At 62.2% G+C, this 18,199-nt stretch carries 14 protein-coding genes and 3 tRNA genes; 4 read left to right on the plus strand and 13 right to left on the minus strand.

The features are described 5' to 3' along the window. The first annotated feature begins 107 nt into the window (after positions 1-107). A complete protein-coding gene (locus N5D45_RS09625; RefSeq protein WP_134958926.1) occupies positions 108-875 on the plus strand; it encodes a MipA/OmpV family protein in 768 nt (255 codons plus the stop codon). Between the two features lie 30 nt (positions 876-905). Further along, positions 906-1,190, plus strand: coding sequence for a hypothetical protein (locus N5D45_RS09630; RefSeq protein ID WP_010486086.1), 285 nt, complete (start codon positions 906-908; stop codon positions 1,188-1,190). Positions 1,191-1,235: 45 nt separating this feature from the next. Here N5D45_RS09630 and N5D45_RS09635 read toward each other — a convergent pair whose 3' ends face one another. Continuing rightward, the gene (locus N5D45_RS09635; protein ID WP_010486087.1) at positions 1,236-1,376 is read right to left on the minus strand and encodes a hypothetical protein; all 141 of its coding nucleotides are present in this window, start codon (positions 1,374-1,376) and stop codon (positions 1,236-1,238) included. 176 nt (positions 1,377-1,552) lie between these two features. Here N5D45_RS09635 and N5D45_RS09640 point away from each other — a divergent pair, with 176 nt between their 5' ends. Further along, entirely contained in the window at positions 1,553-1,885 is a 333-nt protein-coding gene (locus tag N5D45_RS09640) for a hypothetical protein (protein ID WP_049482933.1), read from the plus strand. 98 nt (positions 1,886-1,983) lie between these two features. Here N5D45_RS09640 and N5D45_RS09645 read toward each other — a convergent pair. The 3 genes from N5D45_RS09645 to uvrB all read right to left on the minus strand — a co-directional run bounded on the left by N5D45_RS09645 (position 1,984) and on the right by uvrB (position 4,363). Beyond that, positions 1,984-2,058: transfer RNA gene (locus N5D45_RS09645), tRNA-Val, on the minus strand. A gap of 98 nt (positions 2,059-2,156) precedes the next feature. After that, positions 2,157-2,231, minus strand: a tRNA-Val gene (locus N5D45_RS09650). Between the two features lie 107 nt (positions 2,232-2,338). Continuing rightward, positions 2,339-4,363: an excinuclease ABC subunit UvrB gene (gene uvrB, locus N5D45_RS09655; RefSeq protein ID WP_057503595.1), complete on the minus strand. Its 2,025-nt coding sequence runs from the start codon at positions 4,361-4,363 to the stop codon at positions 2,339-2,341. A 92-nt stretch (positions 4,364-4,455) separates the two neighbouring features. Here uvrB and N5D45_RS09660 point away from each other — a divergent pair, with 92 nt between their 5' ends. Then, positions 4,456-5,016: a GspH/FimT family pseudopilin gene (locus tag N5D45_RS09660; protein ID WP_258306690.1), complete on the plus strand. Its 561-nt coding sequence runs from the start codon at positions 4,456-4,458 to the stop codon at positions 5,014-5,016. Positions 5,017-5,076: 60 nt separating this feature from the next. Here the strand turns inward: N5D45_RS09660 and N5D45_RS09665 are convergent. The 9 genes from N5D45_RS09665 to N5D45_RS09705 form a co-directional block, all read right to left on the minus strand. Further along, positions 5,077-5,153, minus strand: a tRNA-Asn gene (locus tag N5D45_RS09665). Between the two features lie 73 nt (positions 5,154-5,226). Beyond that, positions 5,227-5,640 (minus strand): type IV pilin protein, encoded by a 414-nt coding sequence (locus N5D45_RS09670; RefSeq protein WP_019337164.1) that lies wholly within the window; start codon positions 5,638-5,640, stop codon positions 5,227-5,229. A gap of 23 nt (positions 5,641-5,663) precedes the next feature. Next, entirely contained in the window at positions 5,664-10,379 is a 4,716-nt protein-coding gene (locus N5D45_RS09675; protein ID WP_228355202.1) for a PilC/PilY family type IV pilus protein, read from the minus strand. Continuing rightward, a complete protein-coding gene (locus tag N5D45_RS09680; RefSeq protein ID WP_049436553.1) occupies positions 10,376-10,858 on the minus strand; it encodes a PilX N-terminal domain-containing pilus assembly protein in 483 nt (160 codons plus the stop codon). The genes N5D45_RS09675 and N5D45_RS09680 overlap by 4 nt, the downstream gene beginning before the upstream one ends. Positions 10,859-10,866: 8 nt before the next feature. Continuing rightward, on the minus strand, positions 10,867-12,012 hold the full coding sequence (locus tag N5D45_RS09685; RefSeq protein ID WP_269213948.1) for a PilW family protein: 1,146 nt from the start codon (positions 12,010-12,012) through the stop codon (positions 10,867-10,869). A gap of 32 nt (positions 12,013-12,044) precedes the next feature. Continuing rightward, positions 12,045-12,515, minus strand: a complete 471-nt coding sequence (pilV, locus tag N5D45_RS09690; protein WP_057503594.1) for a type IV pilus modification protein PilV — start codon at positions 12,513-12,515, stop codon at positions 12,045-12,047. Beyond that, entirely contained in the window at positions 12,512-13,030 is a 519-nt protein-coding gene (locus N5D45_RS09695; protein ID WP_057503593.1) for a Tfp pilus assembly protein FimT/FimU, read from the minus strand. The genes pilV and N5D45_RS09695 overlap by 4 nt, the downstream gene beginning before the upstream one ends. Before the next feature lie 161 nt (positions 13,031-13,191). After that, entirely contained in the window at positions 13,192-14,580 is a 1,389-nt protein-coding gene (gene ppnN / locus N5D45_RS09700) for a nucleotide 5'-monophosphate nucleosidase PpnN (protein ID WP_010486098.1), read from the minus strand. A 252-nt stretch (positions 14,581-14,832) separates the two neighbouring features. Next, positions 14,833-18,048, minus strand: a complete 3,216-nt coding sequence (locus N5D45_RS09705) for a TonB-dependent receptor (RefSeq protein ID WP_057503591.1) — start codon at positions 18,046-18,048, stop codon at positions 14,833-14,835. Positions 18,049-18,199 lie beyond the last annotated feature (151 nt).

Here is an 18,199-nt window from a genome sequence, read left to right on the forward strand (position 1 = left end):
CCTGGCGCCGGCTTTGGGCGCCTTCGCGTGCCGAATGCCAAGGCGCAATGTTCTGACAATGTTGTGGCCGCACCATGCACAGCCATCCCCCGCAAAGTGGCTGATCGATGCCGTCGCTGTCCCCGACCCTGCTGCGCCCGTTGCTGTTCTCCGCTGCCATCGGCCTCCCGTTGATCACCCACGCCGCCGACCGGAACCCGGGGGTGCAGGCCGGTATCAGTGCCGGCGCGACCTCAGGGGCCTACGCCCACTACGACGTCAAGCCGCTGGTCGTACCGTCCATTGCCTGGCAGGGCGAGCGCTTCTTCGCCAGCCCGGGCTCGCTGGGCATGTACCTGTACAAGCGCGAAGGCCTGCGCCTGTCGGCGGCGGTCACGCCCTACACGCTGCGCTTCAAGACCGACGACGTGAACGATCCTCAGCTGCGTCGCCTGCACAGCCGGCAGATGTCCGCCATGGCCGGCATCAATGGTGAATACAGCGCCGACTGGGGCATCGTCGAGGCCAGCGTGATGCGCGAGGTCACGGGCCACGGAGGTGGCATGGAATCGCGCCTGCACTACAGCTATCCGATCCAGGCCGGTCGCTTCACCTGGGTGCCCAAGGTCGGCGTGGTGCACTCCAGTGCGCGCCTGCTCGACTACTACTACGGCATCACCGACGAAGAAGCGCTGCGCTCGGGACTTGCCGCGTACAACCCGGGCAGCGCGACATCACCGAACCTGCAGATCGCGGTCAGCACGCCCCTGGGCACGAAGTGGCGCGCGACCGGCGTCGTCGCCAACCAGTGGTTCGGCGATGCCGTAGAGGACAGCCCGATGGCCCGTCGCGGCACGCAGACGTCGGCCTTCATTTCCCTGATGCGCTCGTTCTGATCGAGCGCCCGCAACGGACAAGGACCCCCCATGGCCTCCGTCTCCCCTGCTGCTGAAGCGCACGCGATCCTGCGTGCCCCGGACCTGGACAGCGCCGAGCGCGCCTACCTGGGGCTGCTGCCGGACCTGGAACACGTGAACGCGTTGACGCGCCGCGCACTTGGCCTTTCGCGTGCTGCCGATGCGGCACGCGGCTATGCGTTGTCGATGATGCTGGTGGGATTGCGCCTGCAGGAACTTGAGATGGGCGAAGCAACCGCAAAGGAACATCGCCAGGCCACCCTGCGCAGTCTGCGCCAGGCCTTCAGCGCCTGAGCGCAGGCCAGCAACGCTGCCGGCGCTGCAGGGCAGCGGGAAGACTCAGCGGAATGTGGTCCACGCCAGCACGGCCGCCAGCAGGGCCACCCAGATCACCGCCTTGAAGGTACCCTCCAGCATGTTGCCGCCGAACAGCAGCTCGAGGATGGGATTGGGCCGGGAAACCGGAACGTGATCGCTCATGCGGCAGCTCCTTGCAGTGACGGCGCGCGGTAGACCGAAGTCTACGCCTGCACGGCCCGGATTCATCGCCCCCCGGCCGTCTTTGGCGGCTCAATTCCGGCCTTCGTCGCAGACCGGCTGCAGCACCCCACATGTCATGCCAGCCTGCGTGCACTTTCCCGCTGGAGCACCGTGCCATGCCGATGCTTGCCCTGATGCTGCTGCTCTCCAGCCTGTTCGGCGCTGGCAACGAGCCCACTGAAGAGGCCCTTCGCAGCCAGATCCTGATTGCCGAAACCCAGCGGCCGGAAGCCGTACGACAGGATTGCGGTTCGCCCTCCCTGCTGCTTTACCGGCTGCGCCAGGACCGGGTCCTGAGGCTGGCCAACCAGCCCGTGCAACGCGAACCCGCCGATGCCCAGCCCACGCGTGGTGCGACGGTTCGCGTTGCCCAGCTCTGGGAGCGCGTGGACGGCCACTGGAAGTTGCAACGGATGATCAGCGTCGAAGACCTGGCCGTGCAACGCTGACCATGTGGAACCATGGTCGATGCCTAAAACGAAAAAAGCCGGCCCAGGGCCGGCTTCCATCGTGATCCACCGCTGCACCGGCAATGCCGGGAGCCAGGTGGTGGGCGGTACAGGGTTCGAACCTGTGACCCCTACCATGTCAAGGTAGTGCTCTACCGCTGAGCTAACCGCCCATCTTGTTCTTGCCGCCCGAAAGCTGGCCTTGCTACGTAAAAACCCGGCGCCAGGGCCGGGCTTTGCTGTTCACGACAGCCCCCTTCCGGAGACTTCGTGGTGGGCGGTACAGGGTTCGAACCTGTGACCCCTACCATGTCAAGGTAGTGCTCTACCGCTGAGCTAACCGCCCGTTTTTGCTTCTGAACGTCCGCGATTGCGTCGGTGCAGGCCGCGTATATTACGGATGCCGGCCGTGAAGCGCAACACTTTTGTGAAGAAGATGCTGCACTGCCGCGTTCAGCCCAGACTCGCTTCCTTCAGCTGCCGGATCTGGTCACGCACGCGGGCGGCATCCTCGAACTCCAGGTTCTTGGCGTGCTGGTACATCTGCTGTTCCAGTGCCTTGAGACGGGACGCCAGCTGGGCCGGGCTGAGCGATCGATAGTCACTCCCCTCCTCGGCAACGCCGGGCCTGCCTTTGCCCTTGCCCTTCTTTGCTTCCTTCTCGGCGGCGTCCGAACGCGCCCCTTCCAGCACGTCGACGATCGGGCGCGCCACCGAGCGCGGCACGATGCCGTGTTCCTCGTTGTACTCGACCTGTTTGGCGCGACGACGGTCGGTCTCATCGATCGCGGCCTGCATCGAACGGGTGATCTTGTCCGCATACAGGATCGCCTTGCCGCGCACGTTGCGCGCGGCACGGCCGATGGTCTGGATCAGCGAGCCGGTCGAGCGCAGGAAGCCCTCCTTGTCGGCATCCAGGATCGCCACCAGCGACACTTCCGGCATGTCCAGGCCTTCGCGCAGTAGATTGATGCCCACCAGCACGTCGAACTTGCCCAGGCGCAGGTCGCGGATGATCTCCACGCGCTCGACCGTGTCCACGTCCGAGTGCAGGTAGCGCACGCGTATCCCGTGCTCGGTCAGGTACTCGGTGAGGTTCTCGGCCATGCGCTTGGTCAGCGTCGTGACCAGCACCCGGTCACCGGCCTTGATGCGCGCGTTGGCTTCGCTCATCAGGTCGTCGACCTGGGTCCCCACCGGGCGGATCTCCACCACCGGGTCGATCAGGCCGGTGGGACGTACGACCAGCTCGGTGATCTCGTCACCGGCCTCGCGGTACTCGTAGGGGCCCGGCGTGGCCGACACATAGATGCTGCGCGGGCAGCGCTCCTCCCACTCCTCGAAGCGCAGCGGCCGGTTGTCCAGCGCCGAGGGCAGCCGGAACCCGAATTCGACCAGCGTCTCCTTGCGCGAACGGTCGCCCTTGAACATGGCACCGATCTGCGGAATGGTCACGTGGGATTCGTCGATCACCAGCAGCGCGTCGGCCGGCAGGTAGTCGAACAGGGTCGGCGGCGGTTCGCCGGCATTCTTGCCGGTCAGGTGCCGGGAATAGTTCTCGATGCCGTTGCAGAAGCCGACTTCGGCCATCATTTCCAGGTCGAACTGGGTGCGCTGCGCCAGGCGCTGCGCTTCGACCAGCTTGTTCTGCGCGTACAGCTGCTCCAGCCGCTCCTTCAACTCGACCTTGATCGTCTCGATCGCTGCCAGCACACGCTCGCGCGTGGTGGCGTAGTGGGTCTTCGGGTAGACCGTGAAGCGCTGCATGTTGCGCAGCGTCTCGCCGGTGAGCGGGTCGAACAGGGTGATCTTCTCGACCTCGCCATCGAACAGTTCCAGACGCAGCGCTTCGCTGTCCGACTCGGCTGGGAACACGTCGATCACTTCACCACGCACGCGGAACGTACCGCGCTGCAGCTCGTACTCGTTGCGCGTGTACTGCAGCTGGGTGAGGTGGTTGATCAGGTCGCGCTGGTCGATGCGCTCGCCCTTGGACAGGATCAGGCGCAACGACAGGTAGTCTTCCGGCGCGCCCAGGCCGTAGATCGCCGATACCGTCGCCACCACGATCGCGTCCGGGCGCGACAGCAGGGTCTTGGTCGCCGCCAGTCGCATCTGCTCGATGTGCTCGTTGATCGAACTGTCCTTCTCGATGAAGGTGTCCGACGACGGCACGTAGGCTTCCGGCTGGTAGTAGTCGTAATAGCTGACGAAATACTCCACCGCGTTGTGCGGGAAGAACGCCTTGAACTCGCCATACAGCTGCGCCGCCAGCGTCTTGTTCGGCGCCATGATCAGCGTCGGCTTCTGCACGTTCTGGATGACGTTGGCGATGGTGTAGGTCTTGCCCGAGCCGGTGACGCCCAGCAGGGTCTGCTTGGCGATGCCCGCTTCGAAGTTGCTGGTCAGCTTTGCGATGGCATCAGGCTGGTCGCCCGCCGGCGAATACGGCGAGACGAGTTCAAAACGGTCGCTCATGGTGTTGCCAGTTCCCGGGAAGGGTGAGTATACGGGGCAAGCGGTGACGGCCGGCTGAGGGGTTTCCGGGCAGGCAGCCGCGGCGTTGGCCGATGGTGAATGCGCGAGCACGGAACGAGGCTGGAGGCATGTCCCTTCATCTTCGCCCTGCCCGGCTCCACCGCGGCCTCCATCTGATCGAGCTGCTGATCGCTGTCATGGTGCTGTCGGTCCTGCTGGCTTTGGCGTGGGGTCCCTGGCAACGCACGCTGCGGCACTTCCAGGCGGAAACGCTGCGCGCCGAACTGGTCGCCAGCCTGTCGATGGCACGCAACGCCGCCATCACCGAACGCCGCCGTGTGACGGTCTGCGGTTCGTCGGATGGCATGAGATGTGACCAGGCATGGAGCCAGGGCTGGCGGGTGCAGGTCGAACCGGCCAACAGCGCGACCGGCGCCGCAAGGGAACTCCGCGTGCACAGGGCACGCCGGCGTCATGTCGACCTGCGCACCAGCGATCATCGGCCCGACATCCGGTTCCGGCCCGACGGCCGCAATGCCGGCACCAACCAGTCCATCGTGCTGTGCATGAATGGACAGGAGCACAGCCGCGTCATCATCAGCGTCCCCGGGCGGGTCAGGAGCCAGCGCCCGCGCAGGCCGATCCCCTGCTGAAAACTGAAATGCCATCGCGGAAACGAAAAAAACCGCGATTTCTCGCGGCTTTTTCGAATCTGGCGCCCGAAGTTGGACTCGAACCAACGACCCCCTGATTAACAGTCAAGTGCTCTAACCGGCTGAGCTATTCGGGCGGGGTGCGCATTTTAGCCAGCGTTTGCAGGGGAGTGCAAGCCTTTTATGCGATGTGGCGAAACGGCCTGCCCTTCACCAGCATCCGGGGCCCTCGCTGGCATTCGGCGTCTTTCGTCCGGCCTGATCCAGGGTCAGTGTCCCGCATTTGTCATCTTCCTGACCATTCTCCGGTACCGCCTGCAACTCGAACGTGGCCGCAGTCGCATCACCGTTCAAGGACAGCGCATAGAACGAGGTGCCGTTACGCGGCGAGCTGGTGAACGGCAGAGTCAAACCGGCGTAGGTGTTCTGAGTGGTGTGATTGCGTTCCAGCACCTGCGCCAGTTCCACCAGATCGGCCTTGGCCTGGGCGCGCCGGGCCTTGCGCACGTGCTCGGTGTAAGCCGGCATGGCAACAGCGGCAAGAATCGCAACTACGGCAACGGTGATCATCAGCTCGATCAGAGTGAAACCACGGACGGTACGAAATGGTGATTTCATGCGCATAGGCTTCCCGGATTGCAAACAGTTCATCGAATCTGCCGCCATGACTGGCGCCCACAGGGCCGTGGCAGATACATGCCATCAGCCCCCTGGGTACCAAGCATATAGGTGCATGGTTCCAGCAACTCATCCACCTTGCACTTGGTCTTGCTGGGGTCGCAGGGTGTCAGTTTGGGGACAAACACACTGTTGTTGGTAATCGGTCCGCCCTGGCTGCCCTTGCCCCCCTTGGTCAGCTTGATTCCGCCACAATTGCCGGTGCAGATCGAATCACCGCCGGGCTTGTCGCTGAGGCCAGACATGCCTCCCCCGCCGGTCAGCAGGTACACACCGTAGCGCCAGTTGACCCCCCCGCTGCCACAGATGGCGCTCCCGGGAACATAGGTCAGGAAGAACACACGGCCACTCTGAATCGTCGGCGTTGCAATGAAACGCTCGCCATCAACGATTGAATCGACGGTCAGGTCTACGTACCAGCCACGCTTGTTCGTATAGCTGACCGGATTGGAGGTAATGTCGCGGGTCTCATAGCCATTGCTGTCGGTGCCAACCAAGACGCTCTGCTGGACCAGGCTGGTGCGGTCGGCGATCGGTGTTTTCAGATCGTCCCATACGCCATACAGCGTCTGCACGCCGGTATTCGCATTGACGGTGTTGTCGTCGGCCGCGAAGTACTGCCCGGTACCGAAGAACAAACTGATGCCGCCGGCCGGACCGCTGCTGACTTCGATGCTTCCGGTGATGGGCTGCGCCACGTTGTTGCGGGTCGCAGTGAACAGTGGTGCTCCGCTATAGGCCACGTTCCAGTTGGCCGGATCATTGCTGGACAGATCGAACTTCCACAGATTGCCCTTCATGTCGCCGCCATACACTGTATCGGTCACCCCATCCGCATTCTTCAGCGCCACCGGCACGATGTTCATAAGGCCATTGCGGCCCACGTACTTGGAATCAGCCGGACTCAAGCGCTTGAGCACCTTGCCGGTCTGGATATCGACCACGTACAGCACAGCCTTGCCACCTGACGAGTTCACACCGTTGCCGAACAGCGCGACAAAACGCGGTGCTCCACCACTGGTGGCGCTGGTCAACGGAACGATCGCTGGCTTGCCAAGCACGAAACCAAGATCTGATTCGTTCTTGCCGGATACTTCCCACAGCACCTTGCTGGCGTCGAACCCGCTCGGATCGCTGACATCCAGAGCGAATACCGAGCCATTGCCGACGCTTGCCGCATTCGGCGCCTTGCTCGCGCCACCGGCGCCGGTGGTCGCCGCCACCACGGTATGCCAGGAATCACCGTAATAGACATCCGAAGATGTCACCGGACCGTCCACATAGTAGCGGTGGCCATACTTCGGGTTCGCCAGTTCGGCAATGTGCTGCAGTGATGTGGACGGAATGAAAGCAAACTCCTCCCTGCCCGCCGCCGCTGTGGTGCTGGCATTGAAGCCGTGCAGCATGCCGTCGTTGGCACCGACATAAACCATGGTTGGTGGTCCATTGGCCGCACGCTTTGCATTCAGGAAGGTCTTGTAGGCACTGCCGAGCGTCTGCTTCCACGCAACGCTCTGCGCCGTCCAGCCCCCATAGCCAAAATCATCGCGGTTGGACACGATTTCAGTAGTGGAGTTGATGATGTCACCCAGAGGCGAGGTGCGGGTCCGAAGCCCAGGCACTGCGCTGCCGCTGAGATAGTTGACCAGTTGGTCGACAGTCGTGCTACCGAACCAGGCCGGGATCGGTGTCGGGGTGGTGCTGAAGCCCATCACCGCCAGCTTCTGCGCGCGGGTGCTGCCTGGAATGGCGGACGCCGTGAACGCAGCTGCAGCTACAGGCGTGACCACATCCTTGGTGTCCTGCATGTTGGCGGATGTCGCCATGAAGATCTTGCGGTTGGCGCCCGCCATCCTGCTCGATGCACGCCACAATTCATCACCATCGGCGCCGCTGGGCAACACCTGGGTTCCCACCACGTCACCCGTCCAGTCATTTGAGCCGGCAGTAACCTTGTAATGCGAGCCTACCGTGAACGAGCCGGTAGTGATGCGTGCACCCGAGCCACTGCCACCGACCGGCGCGTCGCCCTCGGCAGCACTGGCAAAGATGTCATCCAGCGCCTGGCGCAGCTTGGAAGGATTGCGAGCCAGGAAATAGTTGTCGGGTACTCCGGGCTTCTTGCTGTCCCACTTCTTGCCAGCCGGCACGCCGTATTTGGCGGCGTACCACAGCGGGCTTTCCAGCTGGCCGGCTGCCACACCACTTGAGGCCTTGTACTTGATCACCACCGGCCGATCCCACGTACTAGGGAAATCATCGGACTGGGTAATGACGGAACCATTGCGCGCAGGACCGCTGGTGCCCCGTTGGTAATCACCCTTGCGCAGGGTCAGACGCTGCACCGTATCGGCGGCGTTCGAGCCGGAAATGGTATAGCCGGTCAGCATTGCGTTGCCGGCGAAGGCGGACAGGTTCTCGATTCGGATCAACACTTCGTCGGCCGCCACGGTGCTGCGCAAGGTGGTACCACGGCTGGACTGATCGCGGTTGCACAGGGTGGTGGTGGTATTGGCAACCACGCTGCGGGTCGGATCAGCACGCCAGCACATGTCATTGGCACCCGGCGGCACAGTGTTGCAGGCTGCCCCTACGCAATAGCTCATCATCGCCACAACGTCATTGTCGTGGTCATTGCCCCACAATGAGTCCTCCCATACCAGCGAGAAGCTGCCCGAACTCGCGTCATTCGCGTACGGCCGACCGTACTTGTTGTTGTTGACACCGGATTTTACTCCAACACCAACCGAACCCAGGAAGCAGCTGCGCCAACCGGCGTCCTTGATTTCCAGCCAACCGTCGTTGTTGGCCTGGCACAACGGCGCCAGACTGATGGTCTTGCCGCCGACCTTGATCTCGAACTTCGGCAGGTTCTCGGCCATCGCCACGGTATAGGTGGTGGCGGAGATCTTGTAACTGGCTGGCTTGCTCTGTACGCCTGGGCGCAGATCGGTAGCCGCTGCAGCCTTGGCCATGCCTGCCACCAGATAGCTACCCTCCATCGAAGGAATGTCGGGACAGATGCCACGCGCCAGGCTGAGATTGTCGACGGTACGCCCCTGGCAGATATCTTCGTGGGTATTGAGCGGAGTGCCGCTCGGACTCGGGGTCGCACCCACGCGACCGATCATCCAGCTTTTACCGGCGATGCCCTCAGCGGTTCCGATATCGTTGGTCGCGGTAGTCGCGTTGATCGAAGCGGGCAACGTACCAATGTTGTCGCTGTCGAACGACGGCAGACCAGATGACATGACCAGAATGTTGCAGGTAGCGCAATAGGAGTTGCCGCCCTTGGCCGGGTCCCGATAGGGGTCGACCCAGGCAATGCCGGTTGGCAGCGTAGGGAGATCACCAGAATCACTGTAAACCTTGCTTCCACCCGTCACATAGCGCAGGGCTTCTGCATACATCTCCGCCAGCGGATTGCCCCAGGCGCTGCACTTCTGGCTGCCTGAGCCGGGGTTGTTGAGAATCTTGGATTTATCGGTGCCTACACGATTAAGAATGCCGTACTGGTTGCAGTCGGTCCAGTTATCCTTCCAGTTCCACTGGTCGATGCTGAAGTTGGAGATCGTGTTGATCACCCCTTCGCCATTGGCGGTCGCGCCGGACTTCATGTAGCAGAACTGTCCGGTGGAGAGATCGATCTCGTCACCCGCGCCGCAGAAGCTGTCACCATTGCCGGCCAGCTTGCCGATGTTCCGGCGCAATACGCCACCATCACGCGGATTGGCATATGTACCGGAAATCAGGCCAAAACGCAGGCGCCCGCTCTCACCATAGGTCTGCAGCAGGCCGGCCGGCTTGTAACGATCGGTATTGCCACTGGTGTACTTGCGGCAGTAGCTTTCGCGCAAGGCGTCAGTGCCTCCCGCGCAGACATCCAGGCGCACAGCATAGTCCGCTGCCGATCCGGGCACGTCCCGCTTGCCGTCGGTATCGGTACGGCCGACGCCGCACTGATAACTGGCCGTCGCTGCCCACTCGGACCAGTTGCCCGAGGCCACCCGCATCAGCGACCCGCTGGTGGCAGATGTGTTGCCATTGCAGAATGACCAGCCGGTGGAGTTCGCCGTCAGCGGTGCGAAGCTGCCGATGTCTGAACCGGTATACACCTTCACCCAAGCGTGCAGATCATTGGGAATCCGCGCGCGCTCGATGATGGTCTGGGTCAGGCTGTCTGTTGTGCGCAGTCCACCGTAAAGCACGCTACGCATGACGTCCAGCCTGCTCATGGTGACCCAGTTGAGGAAGTTGCCGGACCACTGGCCCGTGCAGCTGTGACCGTTATTGCCACCGCCCTTCGCGGCAGCCTTGAACAGTGCGTTGGCTCCAGTTCCTGTCACCGAGTAGCAGAGTTTGGAGTCGAAGTAGCCGCCGTACTCGAATGCATCCAGATAGGTCGTATCGAGGATGCCGTCCTCACTGCCATCAGGACCGCCACCGATGTCGGTGTAGTCGCTGTATGCCTTGTTGAACAGCTGTTCGTCACGCGACATCACCATCATCATCAGCGGTGGCTGGCTCTGCTTGCTGTACAGCGGCTCCTGGGCGATATCGAAGTCACCAATGGCCGCACGTAGCGGGATCACCAGCGCGGCGACAGCAGCGACGACAGCACCAGCGGTACCCCATCGCAACCACTGGGACGGAGTGAGGCGGAGGAAACGGCGCGGAGTGTTCATGGAATGAAAACCGTATCGATGACGGCGCTGGCCGAAGCGTTGGTGGTGGCATCACTGGACAGGGCAGTGACCTGATAGATGTTGCCGGTGTCTTCGTTCAACTTCGCACCCACGCGACGGCTGGAGGATGGGAAGCACTTGTCGATCCGACGGGTGTACTGCGCCGAATTGGCGGAAACTCCATTAGCCCAGGTCAGTGGGTCGTAGGTTGGGCTGCAGGCCTCCTGCGCCGCAGCGTACAACCCACCACCTTCGATGGTGGTGGCAATGGTGTCCTCAACCTGACGGGCATTCTGCTCAGCGTTCTGGAACGCCAGGTTGGTCCGTAGATAATTGGCCGCCATGCGCTCCTGCATGCCTGTTACCTGCATGCCTGCGATGCCGATCAGAGCCAGCAGGATGAGCATGATCAGGGCAACGTAGAGCACCGCACCCCGTTGAGTGCGAGGAGGTTGCCAGCGGGGCGCGCGTAGAGCCATGGGATGCCTCAGTTGCCAAACAGGCGGTTACGGATTGCGATGGTCGTCTGGTAGGTGGAGCGCATGCGCCCATCACTGGGCGCGGCAAAGGTCACCCCCAGCGCAGTGAGTGCCGCCCCGTCCTTGGCCTGGGTAGCTGCGGCCGGGTCGGGGCTGGACATGACCAGACCCAGTTGCACGGCACCCACACGCCGCCAGGCCTGCGCGGTATCGGTCAATGACTTCTCCACGTCATCAGCGGTGCCTTGGCGGTCGATGAAACCGGTTGGTGCGGTCCGCGTCAGGCCGCGATCCTGCCCGTACAGCAGCTGCATGTTGGCCACACCCTCGACCAGCGCTTCGGGCGCGCTGGCAGTGAATGCACCATTGGGAGCAGCACCGAAGCGGACGCGGTACAGCGAGGTCTGCTCCCTGTCGGCATCTTTACCGACGTAGAACACCACGCTTTCGGCGCGATGCAACATGGTCTGCCCTTCGGTATAGACGCTGCTGAAAGTGCCGGTGTTGTTCGGCGCGGTGTCAAAGGTCACGGTACCGGCAGCGGCATTCACTGCATTGGCCTGGAACGTGGTCGCGGAAATGCAATCTGCGACACCGAACAATCCCGGATTGCTGACACCACTGTTGAGCACCGCTACGCGCTTGGCGTCGAAACTGAAGATCGGCTTGGACGCGGTGCCGCCGATCAGGGTTACCGGAACACCGTCGGGCATCAGGTAGCGCATTGCCACGATATCGCTACCGTTGACCCGGTTCGGCAGGGCATCAGCGATCTCCTTCGGCAGCACGGGGAGGTAGTCCACGCCGCCCGTCGGCGGATCTGCGCTGATCGTGACATCTTTGCCGGGCGCGGTCCCGACAGCTTCATAGCCCTGGATGGAACGGCCGAAGTCCAGGGTTGGATGCGCGCTGGCAGTCAAAGTGCTGTGCAGCGATCCGGAAAGATCGTGCGACTGGTCGTTGACGCAACCGAAATGGCCGGCCATCCGCAGTTCGCGCTGCAGGGTATCCATCGCGAACCGGCTATTTTCCTGCACGCGCGCCATACCCTCTGACAACTGATAGGCCGCACGGGAGGCGGCGAACACCTGGATCACGGCGAGCATGATGATCAGGCCGATGGCGAGCGCAATCATGAGCTCGATCATCGACACACCAGCCAGATAACGACGGGAACGAAGCGTGCTCACAGGCGTGTACTCGCACTGAAGGTAGTGTCATCAGCATCTGCACTCCAGCGCTCATCTCCCCAACTGACGCGCACCGTGACCACGTTGTTGTTGCGGGTAACTGATGCACTGGCGTTGTCGCCGAGCGCTTTGCCCAGCCGGCAACGCCAATCTTTCATGAAGGCTGCCTGATCAATGTCCTTGCCGATCGGCGGATTGCACTCACTTGTAGTCGCTGAGTAGTCACCTACATACAACGCGGCAGCTACGCGATTGATACGGACCTGATCGAGCAGCTCATAACTGAGGTTGGTGGCTTGGGTGCGGTAGTTCGCACTCTGTACGTAGCGTACGTTCATGGTCTGAAGCAGTGCAAAGCCAAGCAGCCCGATGCCGAGCACAAGAATGGCGATCAGCACTTCAATCAGGCTGAACCCTTTCTGCGCGCCATGGCGCGCCACCTTCCACTGGATGCGACGACGATTCATTTGCAGGCCTCCTTGTGCAACCTGAGCTGGCCCGTCAGGGACACCGTTAGACGCCGTTGAAGTGGCTGGTCACCGCATTTGTCCGGGCGAAGAGTAATGTCGGTGGCCGTAGCGGCCCGACTGCGCCCACGAGGATCGAACGCCACCGACACCGCGTTCACATCAACTCCGGACATCGCTGCGCGTGGCTCGCTGTAACGCAGGACGGCCTCCCCGGCATCGAAGCCGCCATTGCCGTTGGTGTCATCCCACACCATCCAGCCTTCGATCCATGACTTGCCATCGCAACTGGTACCGGTACTGGAAGCACATATGCCGGCGCCGTGCGCATTTTTGACCGCTTCCGAGCGCGCCAACGCCAGCGAGGCCATCAACTCGTTGCTGGTCGTGGCCATTCGATTGGAACGGATCGTACTTTGGAAGCTCGGATACGCGATGGTGCTCAGGATCGCCAGGACGGCAACCGTGACCATCAACTCAACCAGCGTAAAGCCGTTTTGCCGGCGCAAAGACATTGGACGCTCCCCAGCGTGTTGATGGCCACGATGGGCCATCGCCCTGCCACCGGCAAGCGGCGGCAGGATGAACGGTCATTCCGGGGCGACGGGCGTCAAGGCCTTGACGACCCGCCCTCCCCTGCCTGTACCGGCGCGATCCCCATCGCGCCGGCGCAGACTCAGGCCAGCACCTGATAGCAGGGCTGGTATTCGCCGGAGATCTTCATCCGGCGCTGTTCGACGAAGGCACGCAGCAGCGCGTCCAGGGCCTGCATCATGTCCGGGTCGCCATGGATCTGGAACGGCCCGAACTGCTCGATGCGGCGCATGCCGTCTTCCTTCACGTTGCCGGCAACGATGCCCGAGAACGCCCGACGCAGGTCGGCCGCCAGCGCGTGCGGGGCACGCCCGTGGTGCAGGTCCAGCGCGGCCATCGCCTCGTGAGTCGGCACGAACGGCTGCTGGTACTCCCACGGAATCTCGATCGACCAGTTGAAGAAGAACGAGTCCTTCTGCGCCAGGCGGTGCTCGCGCACGCGCTTGATGCCGTTGGCCATTTTCTTTGCCACCGCCACCGGGTCGCCGATGACGATCTCGTAGCGCTCGGCGGCCGCATCACCCAGGGTCAGGCGGATGAACCGGTCGATCTGCTCGAAGTACGGCGCCGCCACCGTCGGGCCGGTCAGGATCAGCGGGAACGGCAGGTCCTTGTTTTCCTCGCGCAGCAGGATGCCGAGCAGGTACAGGATTTCCTCGGCGGTGCCGACACCACCGGCGAACACGATGATGCCGTGGCCGATGCGGACGAAGGCCTCCAGGCGCTTCTCGATGTCCGGCATGATCACCAAGTGGTTGACGATCGGATTCGGCGACTCGGCCGCGATGATGCCCGGCTCGGTCAGGCCGATGTAACGCGTCACGGTACGGCGCTGCTTGGCATGGGCAATGGTGGCGCCCTTCATCGGGCCCTTCATCGCGCCCGGACCGCAGCCGGTGCAGATGTCCAGGCCGCGCAGGCCCAGCTCATAGCCCACCTGCTTGGTGTACAGGTACTCGTCGCGCGAGATCGAGTGGCCGCCCCAGCAGACGACCAGATTCGGGTCACCCGGGTTCAGGATGCGCGCGTTGCGCAGCAGGCCGAACACCGCATTGGTGATGCCCTCGGACGACTCCAGCTCGGCCGCGTAGGCCGGGCCCATCTCGATGGCCATGTAAGCCAGGTCACGCACCACGGCGAACAACAGTTCGGCGACGCCGCGGATGATCTCGCCATCGACGAACGCCATCGCCGGTGCGTTGACCAGGTCGATGCGCACGCCGCGATCCTGCTGCGCCACCTGGATGTCGAAATCGGGATACAGGTCGCGCGCCGCGCGCGGATCGTCAGAGGCACTGCCGCTGGTCAGCACGGCCAGCGCGCAGCGGCGCAGCAGCTCGTGCATGCCGCCGGCAGACGCATCGCGCAGGCGGGCCACTTCGGCCCGCGACAGCACATCCAGCCCACCGCGCGGGTAGATCCGCGCGTCCTGCACCGGCAGTGCACGGGCTGATTTTTCGTTCGTGGTCATGTCCAATTTTTCGCTTCCTTCAAGGTTTCCGACTGTACTGCCGCCCCCTTAAAAAGCAAAACGGCCGGGAAGCCCGACCGTTGGATGTGTGCTTCCCGCGTTCGCCTTTCCGGGACCGCATCGGCGGTGTTGGCACCGCGCACATTTCTGGATGCTACGCCGATGCCAGGTGACCTGCAAGGACTTTCGCCTGAACGGAAAACGGCCGGGTTTCCCCGGCCGTTTCCACTTACTGCTTCAAGCTCTGATGGATCAGAACTCGTAACGCAGGGTAAGCATTGCAGACCAACGCGAAACGACGCGGGAAGGATAGCCCGAGCTGAAGTCATACTCACGCAGTTCCTGCGGCGAGTTGCGGCCCAGGTCGTACTCGTACGAACCATCGGCCTTGACCTTGCCAGTGGTCAGGTAGCGGGTGTCGAAGTCAGACGCATTGCGGGTCCGGCCCCAGCTCTTGTCCAACATATTCAGGAAGTTGTAGATATCCAGACGCAGGATCGACTTGTGCTCTTTGAAGAAGCCCGGCAGTTCCTGCTGGATGGCCACGTCCAGCTGGTTGACCCACGGGTTGCGGGCACCGTTACGCTCGGCGACCGAACCGCGACGAGCTGCCAGGTACGGATTTTCGTCGATGCGGCGCTGGAACTCGGCGATCTCGTCGGCGGTCGCAGCACGATTGCCCTTCACGTACGAAACCTTCGCGTCATTCAGCAACGGAATGTACGCCGGGTCCTGGAAGATGCCGTCACCGTTCATGTCACCATCAACCAGCCACGTGTAAGGCAGGCCGTTGCGACCGGTGTAGAAGCCGGTAATGCTGGTCTTGTAGTCACCGAAGAACGCGTGCTCCCAACCCAACGACAGCTTGATCTGATTGCGGATCTCGCGAGTGGCGGTGCCGGCATACTCCTCGTTCGGGTTCAGGCGCGAAACGAACTGGTAGCTCGACCAGGCCTGTGAACTGGTGTCCGAACCCACCTCCGTTGCCTTGGTGTAGGTGTAGGACAGGTTGCCGTACCAACCATTCGCCATCGGCTTGTCCAACGAGAAGGTGACTGCAGTGGAGCTACCCTTGTCGGAGTTGGTCAGGTAGGTCGAGTTGGTGGTGTAACCCGGCTTGCTACCATTGTTCTTCACGCCGCCCGGAGTGACCCAGTAGCTATCACGACCATCGAACAGCTGGCCATTCGGCGTACCAATGTTCAGGGCGTTGTAGAACACCGCATCCTTGTTCTTCAGGTACTGCACTTCGACGGTGCCCACCAGGCCCATCCACGGCAGCTCATGATCGTAGCCCAGGCTAGCCTTCCAGACGGTCGGCAGCTTGAAGTCCGGATCAATGGAATCCATCTGCGCGTTGGTCGGCGCGGCGGCACCGCTCGGGAACGGCTGATTGAATGCATCCGGACTGAACGCGTACTGGCCATTGTTCGGGACACAGCCGCGAACCACGGTGTTGCCGTAGGCGCAGAACGAGGCCGAGGTCATGCCGTTGTTCTGGTACGGATTGGCAAGCCAGACGAACGGCGGGACCGACTGGAACAAGCCCACGCCACCGCGCAGCTGCGAGTAGCGCTCGGTATCGAAGGTGTAGTTGAACGAGAAGCGCGGCATGATCACCTTATTGCTGCTGCCGAGCTTGTAGTCATTGCGGAAGCCGAAGGTTTCCTCGAAACCCGGCTTGCGCGGCGGCGCCTTGTCGGCCTTCGGGATATTGGCGCGCACACCATAGGTGATCGACAGGTTGTTATTTACCTGCCAAGTATCCTGCAGGTACGGACTGATCATGGTGAAACCAATCGCAGCCGCAGTGTCGGCTTCTGAGTACCCGCCGATTGGACGGCGCACATCGTAGCGGTAGTACTTGCCTGCTTCGAAGTCAGCGATGCTGTCAAAGGTATACACACCGTGCAGATCGCGACCATACAGATTCAGCGCGTCGGTATCTTCATAGTCGAAACCACCCTTGATGGTGTGATCACCGGCGTAGTAGGTACCGAAGATCGAGGCGGTCTTCTTCTTGGTGTTGATCGCATTCTCGTGTCGATTGCGGTCTTCACCCAGGCGCACACCGTTGCTCGAGCCAGACTGGGTGCTGGCCACACCCACATTGATGGTCGGCAGGTTCTGCGAAGCGCCCGAGACCTGCTCGAACTTCTGGTAGCTGAACTTGGCCTCGGTCGTGAAGTTGTCGGTCCAATCGCTGAACAGCTGCAGTGCAGTGTTCTTGGTCTCGCTGGTCTTGGTGAACCAACGGCTGGTAAGGATCACCGAGTTTGCGTTGCTGTCGTACGGCTGCGGCAGCGACTCCTCAGTCTGCTGGTAGGTCAGGCTGGCGCGATGTGAGTCGTTGATGTTCCAGTCGATTTTGCCCAGATAGCGCTTGTTGGTCAGATTCACGCCACCGGCTGCACCATAGGTACCCGGATCGATTCCGTACTTGTTCTTGGAAATATCGATGACCCGGTCGATCTCCGCGCGCGTCACCGCACCAGTGCTCAGACCGTCGGAAGACGCCGCACCACCGAAGTCGGTGATTTCCTGTTCTTCATACGACCCAAAGAAGAACAGGCGATCCTTCAGGATCGGACCGCCCAGAGTGAAGCCCTTGGTGGTGTCCTTGCCGAAAGCATCGTAGTCCTCGCCGTTGCGCTTGCCCACCATGCTATCGGCCTTCTTGTACACGTAGTACGCCGAACCGTGGAACTCATTGGTACCAGACTTGGTGACCGCATTGATCGCGGCGCCGACCACGTCCTGAGACACGTCATAGTCGCTGACCTTGATATCGTAGGCAGCAATCGTGTCCACCGAGATCGGCGAGCCGGTGTACGGCATGCCGTTGGCGTTGAGGCCGAACGGGTCACCCTGAGACAGGCCGTCGACCGAGATCTTGTTATAGCGGTTGTTGATACCCGCGACCGAGATTGCGCCGGTAGCCTGGTCAGTCACGCTGATGCGCGGATCCAGGCGAGCGACGTCATCCAACGAACGGTTGCCCTTGGGCGCCAGCTCCAGCTTGCGGCCGTCAACCGAGGTACCCACGCCCTTGTTTTCCGAGCTGAAGACGCTCGAGCCGGCAGTGGCAACAACGTTCACGGCATCCAGGTTCGTCGCCGCCAGATCACCGCCCAGGTTGGCGTTGACCGTGTTGACCTGGTTCAGATTCAGGAAGACACCTTCTTCGGTCTTGGTGCCTTCACCGGACTTGGTGATGGTGATGGTGTACGGGCCACCCACGCGCAGGCCGCGCGCGGTGTAGCGACCCGACGCATCGGTGGTGGCACGCGAAACGGTGCCCGACTCGGTGTGGGTGATGGTGACTTCAGCACCAGCAACAGGCTGGCCTGCGGCGGACATCACCTGGCCGCCGACACCGGCAGAGGTGCTCTGGGCGAAGGCGGGAGCGGCGGCGAGCGCAGCCACGAGACCAAGGGTGAGCTTGGACATCCGGAGTGGGTGGGTCATTTTTCGGTAGCCTCGATGCGAGTTGGCGATGGCGGAAAAAAAAGCGCATCCAAACAGCCCTGCGGGTGGCTGGTCGGACATTTATCTGGGGTTCCCTACCGCTTGGCTGAAGGAAGCCACAACGGTTAACACTAGATTAACACGCTACGCC

This window comes from Stenotrophomonas sp. GD03819 (genome assembly GCF_029841665.1).
In the GTDB taxonomy this organism is placed as follows: Bacteria; Pseudomonadota; Gammaproteobacteria; order Xanthomonadales; family Xanthomonadaceae; genus Stenotrophomonas; species Stenotrophomonas geniculata.